This is a genomic window from Winogradskyella sp. Asnod2-B02-A (assembly GCF_045063645.1).
GTDB lineage: Bacteria > Bacteroidota > Bacteroidia > Flavobacteriales > Flavobacteriaceae > Winogradskyella.
Genome location: NZ_JBEFOG010000027.1, coordinates 894,452 through 909,660 on the forward strand (window position 1 = coordinate 894,452; position 15,209 = coordinate 909,660).

At 33.5% G+C, this 15,209-nt stretch carries 14 protein-coding genes and 1 tRNA gene; 6 read left to right on the forward strand and 9 right to left on the reverse strand.

Features of this window, described 5'->3' with window-relative positions; all coding sequences use genetic code 11:
* Positions 1-35 precede the first annotated feature (35 nt).
* From ACJJVO_RS11975 to ACJJVO_RS12000, 6 genes are all read left to right on the forward strand, one after another.
* Positions 36-173, forward strand: coding sequence for a hypothetical protein (locus ACJJVO_RS11975; protein WP_405574421.1), 138 nt, complete (start codon positions 36-38; stop codon positions 171-173).
* A 671-nt stretch (positions 174-844) separates the two neighbouring features.
* Positions 845-981: transfer RNA gene (locus tag ACJJVO_RS11980), tRNA-OTHER, on the forward strand.
* A 672-nt stretch (positions 982-1,653) separates the two neighbouring features.
* Positions 1,654-2,754 (forward strand): slipin family protein, encoded by a 1,101-nt coding sequence (locus ACJJVO_RS11985; protein WP_405574423.1) that lies wholly within the window; start codon positions 1,654-1,656, stop codon positions 2,752-2,754.
* A 163-nt stretch (positions 2,755-2,917) separates the two neighbouring features.
* Positions 2,918-4,324 carry an RtcB family protein gene (locus ACJJVO_RS11990; RefSeq protein WP_405574426.1) on the forward strand — a complete coding sequence of 469 codons (1,407 nt, stop codon included), beginning with the start codon at positions 2,918-2,920 and terminating at the stop codon, positions 4,322-4,324.
* 91 nt (positions 4,325-4,415) lie between these two features.
* The gene (locus ACJJVO_RS11995) at positions 4,416-5,162 is read left to right on the forward strand and encodes a DNA polymerase beta superfamily protein (RefSeq protein ID WP_405574429.1); all 747 of its coding nucleotides are present in this window, start codon (positions 4,416-4,418) and stop codon (positions 5,160-5,162) included.
* Complete coding sequence (locus ACJJVO_RS12000) at positions 5,159-6,232, forward strand: DNA polymerase beta superfamily protein (RefSeq protein WP_405574432.1); 1,074 nt, start codon at positions 5,159-5,161, stop codon at positions 6,230-6,232. Before ACJJVO_RS11995 ends, ACJJVO_RS12000 begins: the two co-directional genes overlap by 4 nt.
* Here ACJJVO_RS12000 and ACJJVO_RS12005 read toward each other — a convergent pair.
* The 9 genes from ACJJVO_RS12005 to ACJJVO_RS12045 form a co-directional block, all read right to left on the reverse strand.
* On the reverse strand, positions 6,210-6,659 hold the full coding sequence (locus ACJJVO_RS12005) for a 3-oxoacyl-ACP synthase (RefSeq protein WP_405574435.1): 450 nt from the start codon (positions 6,657-6,659) through the stop codon (positions 6,210-6,212). The genes ACJJVO_RS12000 and ACJJVO_RS12005 overlap by 23 nt on opposite strands.
* Positions 6,656-7,339, reverse strand: a complete 684-nt coding sequence (gene mtgA / locus ACJJVO_RS12010; RefSeq protein ID WP_405574437.1) for a monofunctional biosynthetic peptidoglycan transglycosylase — start codon at positions 7,337-7,339, stop codon at positions 6,656-6,658. Before mtgA ends, ACJJVO_RS12005 begins: the two co-directional genes overlap by 4 nt.
* Before the next feature lie 3 nt (positions 7,340-7,342).
* Complete coding sequence (locus ACJJVO_RS12015; protein WP_405574440.1) at positions 7,343-8,458, reverse strand: NAD(P)/FAD-dependent oxidoreductase; 1,116 nt, start codon at positions 8,456-8,458, stop codon at positions 7,343-7,345.
* A 55-nt stretch (positions 8,459-8,513) separates the two neighbouring features.
* The gene (locus ACJJVO_RS12020) at positions 8,514-11,213 is read right to left on the reverse strand and encodes a reprolysin-like metallopeptidase (RefSeq protein ID WP_405574441.1); all 2,700 of its coding nucleotides are present in this window, start codon (positions 11,211-11,213) and stop codon (positions 8,514-8,516) included.
* 118 nt (positions 11,214-11,331) lie between these two features.
* On the reverse strand, positions 11,332-12,684 hold the full coding sequence (gene accC / locus ACJJVO_RS12025; protein WP_405574444.1) for an acetyl-CoA carboxylase biotin carboxylase subunit: 1,353 nt from the start codon (positions 12,682-12,684) through the stop codon (positions 11,332-11,334).
* 75 nt (positions 12,685-12,759) lie between these two features.
* Positions 12,760-13,242, reverse strand: coding sequence for an acetyl-CoA carboxylase biotin carboxyl carrier protein (gene accB, locus ACJJVO_RS12030; RefSeq protein ID WP_405574447.1), 483 nt, complete (start codon positions 13,240-13,242; stop codon positions 12,760-12,762).
* Between the two features lie 32 nt (positions 13,243-13,274).
* Positions 13,275-14,270, reverse strand: a complete 996-nt coding sequence (locus tag ACJJVO_RS12035; RefSeq protein ID WP_405574449.1) for a beta-ketoacyl-ACP synthase III — start codon at positions 14,268-14,270, stop codon at positions 13,275-13,277.
* 177 nt (positions 14,271-14,447) lie between these two features.
* Positions 14,448-14,651, reverse strand: a complete 204-nt coding sequence (gene rpmF / locus ACJJVO_RS12040) for a 50S ribosomal protein L32 (RefSeq protein WP_115815437.1) — start codon at positions 14,649-14,651, stop codon at positions 14,448-14,450.
* A gap of 8 nt (positions 14,652-14,659) precedes the next feature.
* A complete protein-coding gene (locus ACJJVO_RS12045) occupies positions 14,660-15,199 on the reverse strand; it encodes a YceD family protein (protein ID WP_405574451.1) in 540 nt (179 codons plus the stop codon).
* Positions 15,200-15,209: the final 10 nt, after the last annotated feature.

A 15,209-nucleotide genomic window follows, 5' to 3' on the forward strand; every position in this document is an offset into this window, starting at 1 on the left:
AATGATGTGAGGCGGCTTATCGTCTTTAGATAAACTTGGTAACAAGGATAAATCTATTTGTAGACAGTACAAGTGGAGACTGTATTCATTTTGAATATAGTACAGGTAAGCAAGCAGCTAACATAAATCATTATTTGCAAGGGACAACCGTTGACGCAGATAAGGATTTATAGCCAACATACAAGTTAGGCTTGAGATGGAGACATCAACAGGAAAAGTTGTAGTAATGGGTTACATTTTTGGTTATCCAACCTAATGGAGCGCATTGCAGTATTAAAGTTACCCGACGGAAAACTGTTCGGCAACTTAAAGTACCGTGTGTTGGGAGACACACAAGGAAAAGGTTGGTATTTTGTAGGCCAAAATCTACGAAGCCATTTTCGAAGCCCTTTTCCTAGGTCAAACTTTGTAGGTTCGAGTCCTGCTCACTTAGATGTGATGGCGAAATTGGTAAACGCACTGTAATTCCAATACAGCAATTTAAAAGCAAAAGACTTCGAACATTATAGCAGTTAGTAGTTGCCTAAATCCATTGAAAGATATGGAACGTTGGAGGTCGCAAGCCTTTAATGTGTGGTAAACATTCTAATAAGCCGCCTCAAGAGAGGACGTTTATGAATGGTGAGGGAGCCAACCCTCGTTATTGCAAAGCGTGGCAAAAAGCCACTATGCAAGCCAAGTCTAAGTTGCCGAACAGCTATAATGTAATAAGGCATCAGATAAGTACAGGATTCTTTAAGCAATGAGAAGAACGTGGAAAACTAGGGAAAGCGTAAGCCATAATCCTAGAAAAGCTTATCTAAAAGCGTAGGTATTCTCAGCACGCTTTTTTAAAAATATTTTTGGAAGCATTGAGCAATTGGTTGGCTCGCCAGACTGAAATGCGTTTTTACGCATTCAACGAATCCTATTAATAAATAGAATCCGTTGAGTTAAAATCTGGTCTATTATAGCTTGTAGGTTCGAGCCCTACTGCTTCCACATCAAGCAAGTCTTGTTACGTGTTTCGGTATAGCACTATTGTATAAATCCTTACCAATTGGTATGAGGTTTTTATATGCAACTTGACTTGAAGGCTTCGGGTTATTTGCCAAAAGAATAACCACCATCTATGGGTCGTGGGTTCGAATCCCACTCTTATTTAGGTAAGATAGTTCAGTTAGGTTAGAACAATAGAAACAATCGTAGGTTCGAATCCTACCAAAATCAAACGGTTTTGTGGTCGAGCGGTCGAAGACAATGGACTTAAAATCCATCATTAGTTAAAGAAGGTCACTTTTAAAAATCGACCACCAAGTGCGTCACACTTTAAATGGCAAAAACAAAGTGAACTAAAACTAGCAATAGCAACTTGTTGTTAGCGCAGTCTAGAAAACACCTTGACATACAAATTGTATTGTAGGTCGCTTTAGATATTCTTTTAAAGATTCATTTTTCAATTATAGTTTCGGCAATTGTCGTTTCAACATTGATAAATCATCTGCAAAACAATTCTAAAAACACTTAAAATCTGTCGTATTTCCGTAGTTAGAAAGATGGTTTTCTTTCGCTTTGTTTTAATTGAATAGTCATTCCGGAAAACGGAATTCTATTATAAATGTATAACCGTTCTGAAATAAAAAACAACAATATCAGAACAAAAATTTAGAAATCATGTATAGAGAAAGAATTCATGCAGGTACAGTAGGTTTAGTGTTTAAAAATGGTAATTACACGCGTGTTATTACTGCAGGAAAACATTGGATAAAATTTAGTGAGCAAGTCTTAAGATTCGACTTATCACAAGCTTTTAGTGCACCAAAAGCATTAGAAATCTTGCTTAAAGATGAAGTCTTAGCAACGATGTTAACTATAATTGATGTAAAGGATAATGAGATTGTTTTGGTTTACGAAAACAATAACTTTAAACGCATCTTAACTGCTGGTCGTTATGCATTTTGGAACAGCTTAATTGACTACAAATTTGTAACTGCCGATTTAAGTAAAATCGAAATTACAGAAGATATCAGTAAAGCGTTGTATAGCAACATGCAATTGCGTCAATACATTAGAACTTTTGAAGTTGCCGCTTTTGAGAAAGCTATTATGATTGTTAATGATACGTTTGTTAAAATCCTTGAACATGGTACTTACCATTTCTGGAAAAACGAGCAAACCATTAAAATCGCAAAAGCCGATATGCGTCAATTGCAATTAGAAGTTGCTGGTCAAGAATTATTGACCAAAGACAAAGCAACCGTTCGTATTAACTTTTATGCACAATACAAAGTTACAGACGTTGAAACAGCATTAATGCATAACAAAGATTACGAAAAACAATTGTACACAATTTTGCAATTGGCATTAAGAGCATTTATTGGTGCTTACACTTTAGACGAATTGTTAGAGCAAAAGGAAACAATTGCAACAGCCGTTTTAGAAGATGTAAAAACACAAACTCAAAAATTGGGTGTTATTGTATTGCATGCAGGTATTAGAGACGTCATTTTACCAGGTAATATGAAAGACATCATGAACCAAGTTTTGATTGCTCACAAAAAAGCGCAAGCTAACGTAGTGACAAGACGAGAAGAAACAGCTTCTACTAGAAGCTTGTTAAATACCGCAAAATTAATGGAAGACAACAGCATGTTGTTTAAATTAAAAGAGATGGAATATGTTGAGAAAATTGCTGATAAAATTGGAGAAATCACAGTTGCTGGCAACGGTAACGTCATTGAACAATTAAAGGATATTTTCTCTGTGAATAAGTAAATTATTTAATCCTGCAAGGTTTCAAAAACCTTGTAGGTATTATAATTAAGTAGTCAAACCTACAAGGTCAAAAAAAAGACCTTGCAGGATAAAAAAATCAAGTACGCAAAAACACTGCGCAATACACTATAATATTTGTAGTGTAATTAAGAAATTAGAAAACATGAACACAAAAGTAACAGGCCATACATTAAAAGCCTTAGGCTACAGACAAGGCAAATGGATGAAAGAAGCCATTGCTCATATCAATGAAAACAAATTAGAAGGTAGCATAATGGAAGCCTATTTAGAGCAATTTAAATCACCAGACCCAATAGGATTGCATAAAAGAACAATTGATTTTTCAATAAACATTAAAGCAGAAAATGAAGAAGAACAAGGCAACGTAGATAAGGTAATTAACTCTATGCAAACCTTAATGAAAACACCAACATTAGTTGATGGAGCGATTATGCCAGATGCATGTCCTGCTGGTCCAGACGGAACAATCCCAGTTGGAGGCGTTGCAGTGGCCAAAAACGCCATTCATCCAGGAATGCATAGTGCAGATATTTGCTGTTCAGTGATGTTAACCGATTTTGGTAAAGCAGACCCTAAAGACATTTTAGATGTTGCGCATGCTAACACACATTTTGGTCCTGGTGGACGCGATAGAGATTCGCAATTCAGATTTCCAAAAGCACTATTAGAGGCTTTTGAGTCTAACTATTTTTTAAAGGATGGCAACATGTTGCAGATTGCACGATCGCATTTAGGAACACAAGGCGATGGTAACCATTTCTTATTTGTTGGTAAATCTAAAAAAACAGGAAACACAATGATGGTAACGCATCATGGTTCTAGAGGTCCAGGTGCACGTTTGTATACAAAAGGTATGAAAATAGCCGAACGTTTTAGACAAGAATTATCACCAGATACCAAGAAACAAAATGCGTGGATTCCTTTTGAAACCGAAGAAGGCCAGACCTATTGGGACGCTTTGCAAATTATAAGAGCTTGGACAAAAACCAATCACGAAGTATTGCATAATTCAGTAGCGGAAACTTTAGAACTAGAGATTGAAAACCGTTACTGGAACGAACATAACTTTGTCTTTAAAGATGGTGATTTGTTTTACCATGCTAAAGGCGCAACACCACTAGATGCTAAGTTTATGCCAGACATTACAGGACCACGATTGATTCCTTTAAATATGAGCGAACCAGTTTTAATTGTTGAAGGCGCTACCACAACCACTAATTTAGGATTTGCACCACATGGTGCAGGTAGAAACGTGAGCAGAACACAACATAGGAAAAGCAAAACAGGTACAACCATGCAAATCTTTAAAGAAGAAACTCGTGGATTAGATATCAGATTTTTTTCAAAAGAAATTGATATTACCGAATTGCCCTCTGCTTACAAAAATGCGAATGCGGTTAGACAACAAATGGACGACTTCAATTTAGGAAAAGTCATTGACGAAGTGATGCCTTATGGTTGTATTATGGCTGGCGATTGGCAGAAAAATGCACCTTGGAAGATAAAGAAACGTCAGGATAAACGTAAAAACTCTAAAAAGAGAACTTAATTAACAAGACCTGCTAGGTCTGAAATTTCAACCTTAGAAAGGAAAAAAGTAGGCTGACTTTGGTTGGCCTACTTTTTAAAATTTATATAAAATGAAAACTAAAATACTAAATAAACTCTCTGAAATAGAAAGAGAGAAAAACATAGAAATACTGTTTGCAGTAGAATCTGGAAGTAGAGCTTGGGGATTTGAATCACCAGATTCAGATTACGATATTCGTTTTGTTTATAAACATAAAAAAAACTGGTATCTAAATCTTTGGGAACAAAAAGATACTATCACATTTATGACAGAAGATGATTTGGACGGTTCTGGTTGGGAATTCCGTAAAGCCTTAAAACTATTAGCAAAATCTAATGCATCATTTTTGGGCTGGTTGTATTCACCAATTATTTATAGAGAAAATGCCAATTTTTTAAATGAAATAAAAGTATTAGCAGAAAACAATTTTAATCCTGTGTCTGGTTTTTACCATTATCACAGTATGAGCAAAGGTTTTGAAGAAACTTTAGATACAGATAAAATGACATTAAAAAGTTTTTTCTATGCAATAAGAACTACGTTATGTGCTAATTGGATTTATAAAAAGGGAACAATACCACCAGTATTATTTACTGAATTGTTTACAATAATCGATAAAACATTTCATCCAATCTTAAATGATTTAATAGATTTAAAAAGTCGAGAAATTGAAAAAAGTAATGATCCTGTTGATTCTATCTTAACAAATTTAGTGCGAAATATTGTAGCAGAAAACAACAGTGTCAAAAATAAATTAATACACAAAACAGCTAATCCTGAAGAATTCAATAAATTCTTCCTAAAAGAAATAAAATGACAATTGAAGAGTTAAAAAAATCAGGAACTATAATCTTTGAAAGCATCAGTGGCAGTAGAGCTTATGGCTTAGATACTGCCACTTCTGATACTGATATAAGAGGTGTATTTATTTTGCCTAAAGAACAATTCTATTCTTTAAACTATGTTGGACAAGTAAATAACGAAACTAATGATATCGCTTACTACGAGTTAAATAAATTTATGGAGTTACTTTCAAAAAACAACCCAAATATTATGGAGTTATTGAATGTTCCTGAAGAATGTGTGTTATATAAACATCCCATATTTGATTTAATTAAAAAAGAAGATTTCTTATCAAAACTTTGTAAAATCACGTTTGCCAATTATGCGTTTACTCAGATAAAAAAAGCCAGAGGTTTAAATAAGAAAATTGTAAATCCTGTTGAAAAGGAAAGAAAGTCTGTTGAAGATTTTTGCTATGTACGAGATGAAAAACAATCAATATTATTTCAAGATTTTTTGTCTACTAAAAACTTAAAACCTCAACATTGTGGACTTGTAAAACTCGCTCACATGAAGGATTGTTATAATTTATTCTATAATGACGATCTAAATTATCATGGTATCGCTAGACCAAATGCTAATGAAGTTTGTTTAAGTTCTGTTCCTAAATCTGAAATACCAATTGCTGTTTTATACTTTAACGTAGATGCTTACTCTACATATTGTAAAAAATATGCATCGTACTGGAATTGGGTAGAGAAAAGAAATGAAGAGCGCTATAAACGTAACATTTCTCACAGTAAAAACTATGATGCAAAAAACATGATGCATACCTTTCGATTATTACACATGGCTAAAGAAATTGGACTAGATAAAGAAATAAATATCAGAAGAAAAGATAGAGATTATCTCTTATCCATCAAAAATGCAGAATTTGAATATGATGAATTAGTGAAAAAAGCGGAAACAATGAAAGCGGAACTTGATGAGATTTATAATAATGTCGATTTGATTGAAAAACCTAATGTTGATGTGATTAATAAGTTACTTTTTAAAATTAGAAATGATTTTTACAAAGACACTACAAAACTTCAACTACCTTAAATTCATTCTCTCTAAAAACAATGACATCATCAACACCTTTAGACAACAATAATTGTGCAATTGGAGTTGCTGCAGAGATGGCAAAATACTTTGCGTTATCTACAACTAATTCGCCAGCACTTACAGCAATAAAATAATTGGTTTGTGTTGTTTTTATCACAGAACCTAATGCTGCTTTTTGGTGTTTAGCTTCTACATTTATTTTTTGAAGAATTTGTTTTTGTTTTTCAATTTCTGCTAACTGATGACCTGCTTTTTCGCGTTCTAATTGTAACATTGCTCTTCCTGTTTCATGCTTATCACCTGCACTACTTTTAGTTTCAGATTGTAATGAGTTCTGGATATCTAAAATGGTTTTATTAACCGTTAATAAACGTTGCTCAACAAATGTTAAGCACAAATTATACAGTTCTTCTTTTATCATCATTTTTCATTCTTTAAATCAAATTCGCCATAGTATTGCATCTGCTTAACAACCCATTGCTTTCTTTTTTGTATATAATTAGTAGCAGGATTAGCACGATATTTTCTTGGATTAGGTAGTATTGAAGCTATTGCCGCGGCTTCATAAGCACTTAAATTAGCCGCCGATTTTTTAAACCAATATTGTGAGGCAGCTTCAACACCATAAATACCAGATCCCATTTCAATACTATTTAAATAGACTTCTAGAATGCGTTCTTTGGTCCAAATATTTTCAATTAAAAACGTAAAATAACTCTCTAACCCTTTACGCAGCCAACTGCGATCTGGCCATAAAAACACATTTTTAGCTGTTTGTTGGCTAATAGTACTAGCACCTCTAATACGTTTTCCTTTTTTATTGTTTTCGTAAGCTTTTTCAATGGCTTCTATATCAAAACCACTGTGTTCTAAAAACTTCTGATCTTCACTACAAATTACTGCTAATTGTATGTTTTTAGAGATTTTATCAATTGAAACCCAATCGTGTTTCCAACTATTAGTTTCATTAGTATTTTCAAAATAACGAATAAACATTAAAGGAGTGGCTGGTATAGGAACGTATTTAAATAAAACTACCAACCCTATGGATAACACAATGCACCAAAAAAACAATTTACCAAAAAATCTTAACAATTTTCTCATGTATTACTCTACTAAATCTGCTAATTCTTTACCTATTAAACTACCAATTGCAATTCCCATTCCGCCTAAACGCACACCACAATACACGTTATTTGATAATTGTTTTACAATTGCTTTTTTCTGTTTTCCAACTCCCATTATCCCACTCCAACAATGTTCAATTTCAAAATTAGTTTGTGGTAAAATGGCAGTTTTTAATAAGTCTTTAAGTTTGTTTTGTACGATTTCTGTTTGTCCAAATTCTGAAGTTTCTTCGGTTTTAAAATCGAGATGTCTCCCACCTCCTAACAATATTCTATTCTCAATATTTCTGAAATAATAATAACCTTCATCTAAATGAAACGTGCCTTTAATATGTAAATCCCTTATAGGTTTAGTAATTAAAACTTGTGCTCTTGCTGGTTTTACTTTTGTAATCTTGAGTTGCTTTGCAAATCCGTTAGTAGCAATGCAAAGTTGCTTTGTATTGAATTCGAAATGATTGGTTTTAACTTTTACCAAATTAGCATCATCAGAAAATGCTTCAACCACTGTGTTGTTTAATATTTTAATTCCGAGTGATTGTACTTTAATAAGTAACGCTTCCATCATTTTCCCTGTATCAATTTGTCCTTCAAAAGGGTTAAAACTATAATGAGATATTATATTTTTGAAACCTAGTTTGTTTTCTTTAAATGAAAATACTTCAGACTTAAAAATTGGAAACAACAGCTGGTTGATTTTGTCTTTCTTATTTTGACATAAATTGTACAACACTTCATCGCTTCTTAAAAACAGTTCATAACCACCTAAATTTTGATAATCTATAATTTTGTCTCCTAATGATGCTCTAAGTAACTGAAGTCCGTTTATACGCTTTGTAATCAATTCTAATACTTCAGCTTCTGAATGTATTTTTAAGTCATCTATGATTTCACTTAGGCTTCCAAAACACGCAAATCCTGCGTTTTTTGTACTTGCTCCTTGTGGAAGTATTCCTTTTTCAAGAATTAAAATTTTAGCTTTAGGGAAACGTTCCTTTAATTGTAAGGCACAATTAAGACCTACAATTCCGCTTCCAACAATTGTAAAATCAATGTTAGTTAACCAGTTTTTTATTTCCCAATACGATAAATTCATAGCATAAAAAAAAGCTCCTAAATTTTTAGGAGCTTTTAAAATATAAATTAAATTCTTAATCTACTATTATTTTCTTGGTCACTTTTCTAGAGCCATCTGAAATATTTAGCATATATACACCAGATTGCGCATTGTTAAGTTGTACTACTTCTTCGAATCTACTAACGCTACTATAAATTTTATTATAGATTAAACGCCCTCTCATATCATAAACATCAATTGAAATCGCTTCACCAGATGTTGGGTTGAATCCAACATTAAACGATCCGTTATTAGGGTTAGGATAGATCGCTAGGTTATCTAGCTCATTTTCTTCAACACTCAAAGATTCTACACAGAATTCTAATGACCAATTTTGTAATATACCAGTATCACCAGAATAGAAATCTGCAATTAAAATTTCCCAATCTCCTTGAGCATTCAACCCTGTAAATTCTGATAATGGTTCTGATGGATTATAAGTATTCCCAGATCCAGTCAATGCACAATCTATGTCTGATGCATTATCTTCGAATTCAATAAGTATATTATCATTATCACTACAATTTCCAGACCAAACATTAACCTCAGTAGTACCATCTGGATGAATTAATCTTACTAATAAATCTCCAACATAAGTATGTGCTATGTCTACATTAAACTTAAGAGATTCAATAGTAAAATTATCAGGAACATTAATAGTTCTCACCAATGGTGTCCCATTTACAGGTGTTGTTGTACCTGAACCATCATCAATTGCAGCGTTTGCATTGTTATCACTATAGGTAGTACATGCGACAGAAGCACCACCAACTGCGAAATTATTACTATTAACGTTAAAAAATATACCATTTGCTGCTTCAACCATTATTCTACTACTAAAAGATACAACGTTAGGCACCGTTATGATGTGTGAACCATCATTTGGTGTGTTAGAAGCTAAAACAGTATCAAAATTGTCTCCACCATCTGTAGATAATAAAATATTAACATTGGCTTCATTTACGCCATTTCCAGTTGTTCCTGCGACATCCCAAGTAATTGTTTGGGTAGAACCTGCTGCCCAAGAAATTCCACTTACATTCTGCGATGTAACAGTAAAAGGTCCTGCTGCTGTAGTAACGGTTGCTGTCATTTGATCATCATCTGTTTGACCTCCACTAGCATCATTATCTCTAACCGTTAATTTGAAATTAATATTTCTATTAACCATTGCTAATTTTTCCCAAGTTGTAGAAGTACCACCATTACTTACCACATCAGAAAGTCTTGGTATATATCTGATAGGGTTATTTGTTCCCTCAAATGACCTAACTAATGGCCCAGTAACTGTTGTTTCTGTTGGCACTCCTGCAGATCCTAAATCGTATTGTTCCCAAGTGTAAGTTAATGAAGCTGTTCCATCCACATCAGTTGAGTTACTTCCATCTAACTTATAAGGTGTACCTTGAGGAATCGTATAATTAGCTCCTGCATTTGCAACTGGTTCAGTATTACCTGTTGCTGTTCTATTTACAGGACAAGTACCTGTACTTGTAACATGAGACCAAATTCGATTAATACTATTTTGGTGAAAATAAGCATCACTTCCTATCTGCACGTTATCAGAACCACAAATACCAGCATAAGCCATTATAGTCGATCCACTTCCTGGTTCATAAGCATTTGAGGCTGATCTATTTCCTCCTGCACAACTACCAACAGAACCATTAAAAGTGTGAGGAGCTCCAAATTGATGGCCTAATTCATGAGCAACATAATCTATATCAAAAGAGTCACCAATTGGCTGGGAGATACCAGTTACACCACTTGCTTTAGAGTTAGTAAAACAAGTAACACCTAAACCAGCTAGGCCACCAGCACCAGTACTAAATGTATGACCTACATCATAATTAGCAGAACCAATAGTAGCATTTATCTGACTCTGACTTTGACTGATTAAAGTCCCAGTATTATTATTATTAAATGGGTCAGTTGAAGAATTAGTATATATGATGCTCGTATTATTAGCCACTAAAGTCATTGTTATTGACAAATCTCTTTCATAAACAGTATTAACTCTATTTATTGTTACAACTATTGCTGCCAATGCACCTGAAGTTGTACCTCCATGGAAAGCCGCATATTCTCCTGTACAAGCAACAGCAAGACGATAATTTCTTAACATTCCATCATCAGCATTTCTTGCTTGAGTTGTGTCCTCAAAAGATCTATCGAAAGTTTCTAAACCATCAATAACGCCACATTCAAAATCAAAATTTCTAGCCTCTAAATTTTTCTTGGCATAAACGGTATAGATATTCCCCGTTTTAGAAAATGGATCTATAAATTGGGTACCGTTAGACGTTCCTAAAAACATAGCATGAAATCCTTTTGGAGTGATACTAAATCTAATTATTTCTGTAGGATTGTCAATACCTTGTCCTGCATAGGTTCTCATGTTAGGGAACTGAGCCTGAAGCTCTGGTTCCATTATTGAAGCCTCAAATACTCTAAAACTATTTAATTTACCTTCTGAATTAGGAAAAGAAATTATAGTATTTCCTTGATTTTCTCTATCTCCAACATTTAATAATGCCGTTTTTAATCCTTCAAGATTCAATTGGAAAAATTTCTCTGTCTTAAGTTCAATTTTTCTTAAAACTTGTTCTGACTGTTTTGCTTTAGATCCACTAACACTTGTCCACAATTCATTTGAATTCTGTGAGGTAGCAGATAAGGACATAAAGGCTATTACAATTGTTGCAATTTTTATTACGTAATTTTTATTCATCATATGTATTTTTTTTAATCCATAAATTTAGTGTATTTTTCTTATAATTGAAAAAATGGAATAAAATCATTTAAAAATTTAACCCAAATAAAAACCCAAACTTCTCAGTTTGGGTTTTTATTTAATCTTCTATTTCTTTTTTCATTTCAAAATCTTCCATAAATTTAGTGGTATAATTTCCTGCTAAATAATCTGGATGATCCATTAACTGTCGATGAAATGGTATGGTTGTTTTAATACCTTCTATAACAAATTCATCTAAAGCTCGCTTCATTTTATTAATTGCCTCTTCTCTTGTTTGAGCTGTTGTAATCAACTTAGCAATCATAGAATCATAATTAGGAGGAATGCTGTAACCTGCATATACATGAGTATCTAATCTCACTCCATGACCACCTGGCGCGTGTAATGTTGTAATTCTACCTGGAGAAGGTCTAAAGTCGTTAAATGGATCTTCAGCATTTATTCTACATTCTATAGAATGCAAATTTGGGGTGTAATTTTTTCCAGAAATTGGCACTCCTGCTGCCACTAAGATTTGTTCACGGATTAAATCGAAATCAATAACTTGTTCCGTTATTGGGTGTTCTACTTGAATACGTGTATTCATCTCCATAAAGTAGAAATTTCTATGCTTATCTACCAAGAATTCTACTGTTCCTGCTCCTTCATACTTTATGTACTCAGCTGCTTTTACTGCAGCTTTACCCATTTTAGTCCTCAATTTATCTGTCATAAATGGAGAAGGCACTTCTTCTGTTAATTTTTGATGACGTCTTTGTATAGAACAATCTCTTTCTGAGAGATGACATGCTTTACCTCGTGAATCACCAACAATCTGTATTTCTATATGACGAGGTTCTTCAATAAGCTTCTCCATATACATATCATCATTTCCAAATGCAGCTTTAGATTCTGCACGTGCAGATTCCCATGCGTTTTGAAGATCTTCTGGTTTCCAAACGGCACGCATACCTTTACCACCACCACCTGCAGAAGCTTTAAGCATTACAGGATAACCTGTTTCTTTAGCTATTTTTATACAGTCTTCAAATGTTTCAATGATTCCTTCACTTCCTGGTACACATGGTACACCAGCTGCTTTCATGGTAGCTTTGGCGTTTGCCTTATCTCCCATTCTATTAATCATTTCTTCAGAAGCACCAATAAATTTTATACCATGCTCTTCACAAATTTTAGAAAATTTAGCATTTTCTGATAAAAATCCATAACCTGGATGAATCCCATCTGCATTTGTAATCTCTGCTGCTGCGATAATATTGGCTATTTTAAGATAAGACAAATTACTTGCTGGCGGACCAATACAAACTGCTTCGTCTGCAAACTTAACATGTAAACTATCTGCATCTGCAGTTGAATACACTGCGACGGTTTTAATTCCCATTTCTTTACAGGTTCTAATAACTCTAAGCGCTATTTCACCTCTATTGGCAATTAGTATTTTTTTAAACATAACTTTTAAGTATTTAAAATTTCAAATTCCAAATTCCAACGTATTGGGATTTATGCTTTGGAATTTTAAATTTGGTTATGATGGATCAACTAAAAATAATGGCTGATCAAACTCTACTGGTGACGAATCATCCACAAGTACTTTTACAATTTTACCTGAAACTTCTGATTCAATTTCATTGAATAACTTCATCGCTTCAATTACACAAAGTACATCACCTTCTTTAATATCTGTACCTACTTCTACAAAAACAGGTTTGTCTGGTGATGGTTTGCGATAAAATGTACCAATTATTGGTGATTTTATAGTGATATATTTTGAGTCCTCAACTGCAGCTGTAGATGCTGAAGCATCTTCTGTAGTTACTGCCGCAACTGGCTGTGCTGGTATTTGCTGCTGCATAACTGGTGCTGCTTGCATTGGCATATGTTGAACAATTGTAGTATCTTCTGAACCTGTTCTAATGGTAATTTTAATGTCGTCCATTTCTAACTTAACCTCACTTGCGCCAGATTTAGCTACAAATTTAATTAAGTTCTGAATTTCTTTTAAATCCATAATGTTTAGATATTTATTAGTTAGTTTTTTTGTTAGGAATTATAAGCCCACTTAAAATAAATTGAGCCCCAAGTAAATCCGCCTCCAAAGGCAGCAAATATAATTTTATCACCCTTTTTAAGCTGTGATTCGTAATCAAATAATAGCAATGGTAATGTAGCAGAAGTTGTATTTCCGTACCTCTGAATATTCATCATTACTTTGTTATCTTCTAAATTTATTCTGTTAGCAGTAGCATCAATAATACGTTTATTAGCTTGGTGTGCCGCCAACCAAGAAATATCGTCGTTTGTAAGATGGTTTCTTTTCATTATTTTTTCTGAAACATCTGCCATATTAAAAACTGCATTTTTAAATACTGTTTTTCCGTCTTGAAAAACGTAGTGTTTGCCTTCTTTATATGTATTCTCATTTATAGGGTATGAAGAACCTCCATAAGTTGCCTGCAAAAACTCTCTTCCTTCTCCGTTACTTCGTAATAATTCATCTTGAAGACCCAAGCCTTCATTATTTGGTTCAAATAAAACTGCACCTGCTCCATCTCCAAAAATGATGCATGTTGCTCTATCTTTATAATTTATAAATGATGAATTTTTGTCAGCTCCTATTAGAAGAATTTTTTTATAGCGCCCAGCTTCTATATAAGCCGCAGCTGTTGACATTCCGAAAAGAAAGCTAGAACATGCAGCTTCCAAATCATAAGAAAATGCATTTACAGCTCCTATTTGTGTTGCCGTGTAAGCAGCTGTAGAAGCCGCTTTCATATCTGGTGAAGCAGTACAAACAATTACTAAATCTATTTCCTTTGGGTCTAAGTCTTTTTTCTGTATTAAATCTTCTGCAGCTTTTATGGCTAAAAACGAAGTACCTTTTCCATCTTCCTTTAGAATTCTGCGTTCTTTAATACCTGTTCTTGAGGTAATCCATTCGTCGTTAGTTTCTACCATCGTTTCTAGTTCTTTGTTAGTTAAAACAAAGTCAGGAACATAGCCTCCGACAGCTGTAATTGCTGCTGTGATTTTACTCATTATTAGGATTTAGATAATTAAAAGTATGTAAAATTGACAAAAAACAGTGCATTTTAATCAGTTTTTATAGTTTTTGGGCAATTATTTACGCAAAGTAAATGGTTTTTGCGCTATCCAAAAAATAATAACAAAAAAAACGCTCACAAAGGAGCGTTTTCTTGTATGCATGCATAATACTTATGCTGCGTTTTCTTCTTCAACAGAGTTGTCAATTAATACTTGACCTCTGTAATATAATTTACCTTCGTGCCAATGTGCTCTATGGTATAAGTGTGGCTCACCAGTTGTTGGGCAAGTTGCTATTTGAGGTACAGAAGCTTTATAATGAGTTCTTCTTTTATCTCTTCTTGTTTTCGATATTTTACGCTTTGGATGTGCCATTTTAAATGTTATTTATCCGTTAATAGTTTTTTTAAATTATTCCAACGAGGATCAATATCCTCAGATGATTTTGTTTTTGTGTCCTCACTTGGACTTAATTCTTCTAGTTTTGATAATATATCTGACTGTAATGAACCGTCTTCAATACCTGGATGAACTCGCTTAATAGGAACTGCTAAAATAATTAGTTCATATATATATTGTGCTATATTAATTTCATACTCACCATGTGGTATAATTAATATGTCTTCATTCTCATCATTGTACTCATTCCCAAACTTCACAACAAGTTTAAACTCATCATTAATTGCTTGATCATAGGGCTCATTGGTGATATCACAATTTACATTTACTACACCTTCAGCATAAAAAAGCAACTCTAAAAAGGTTGATTTTTTATCTAATTTAAGGTCAATTTTAACGTCAACTGCATTGAATTCATCGTATTCAAAATGTTGAAAGAACGTATTATCAATTTGATAATCAAAATGATGCTCTCCTACTTTTAATCCAACAAAAGGGATTGTATAAGATTTTAATGCCTTCATTATCACATTC

Excerpts from the sequence above, each read along its gene's own strand:
- ACJJVO_RS12005 (WP_405574435.1), bottom strand. The coding sequence starts at position 6,659 with ATGATGATAAAAGAAGAACTGTATAATTTGTGCTTAACATTTGTTGAG.
- ACJJVO_RS12020 (WP_405574441.1), bottom strand. The coding sequence starts at position 11,213 with ATGATGAATAAAAATTACGTAATAAAAATTGCAACAATTGTAATAGCC.
- ACJJVO_RS12000 (WP_405574432.1), top strand. The coding sequence starts at position 5,159 with ATGACAATTGAAGAGTTAAAAAAATCAGGAACTATAATCTTTGAAAGC.
- ACJJVO_RS12035 (WP_405574449.1), bottom strand. The coding sequence starts at position 14,270 with ATGAGTAAAATCACAGCAGCAATTACAGCTGTCGGAGGCTATGTTCCT.
- ACJJVO_RS11985 (WP_405574423.1), top strand. The coding sequence starts at position 1,654 with ATGTATAGAGAAAGAATTCATGCAGGTACAGTAGGTTTAGTGTTTAAA.
- accC (WP_405574444.1), bottom strand. The coding sequence starts at position 12,684 with ATGTTTAAAAAAATACTAATTGCCAATAGAGGTGAAATAGCGCTTAGA.
- ACJJVO_RS11995 (WP_405574429.1), top strand. The coding sequence starts at position 4,416 with ATGAAAACTAAAATACTAAATAAACTCTCTGAAATAGAAAGAGAGAAA.
- mtgA (WP_405574437.1), bottom strand. The coding sequence starts at position 7,339 with ATGAGAAAATTGTTAAGATTTTTTGGTAAATTGTTTTTTTGGTGCATT.
- rpmF (WP_115815437.1), bottom strand. The coding sequence starts at position 14,651 with ATGGCACATCCAAAGCGTAAAATATCGAAAACAAGAAGAGATAAAAGA.
- accB (WP_405574447.1), bottom strand. The coding sequence starts at position 13,242 with ATGGATTTAAAAGAAATTCAGAACTTAATTAAATTTGTAGCTAAATCT.
- ACJJVO_RS12045 (WP_405574451.1), bottom strand. The coding sequence starts at position 15,199 with ATGAAGGCATTAAAATCTTATACAATCCCTTTTGTTGGATTAAAAGTA.
- ACJJVO_RS12015 (WP_405574440.1), bottom strand. The coding sequence starts at position 8,458 with ATGAATTTATCGTATTGGGAAATAAAAAACTGGTTAACTAACATTGAT.
- ACJJVO_RS11990 (WP_405574426.1), top strand. The coding sequence starts at position 2,918 with ATGAACACAAAAGTAACAGGCCATACATTAAAAGCCTTAGGCTACAGA.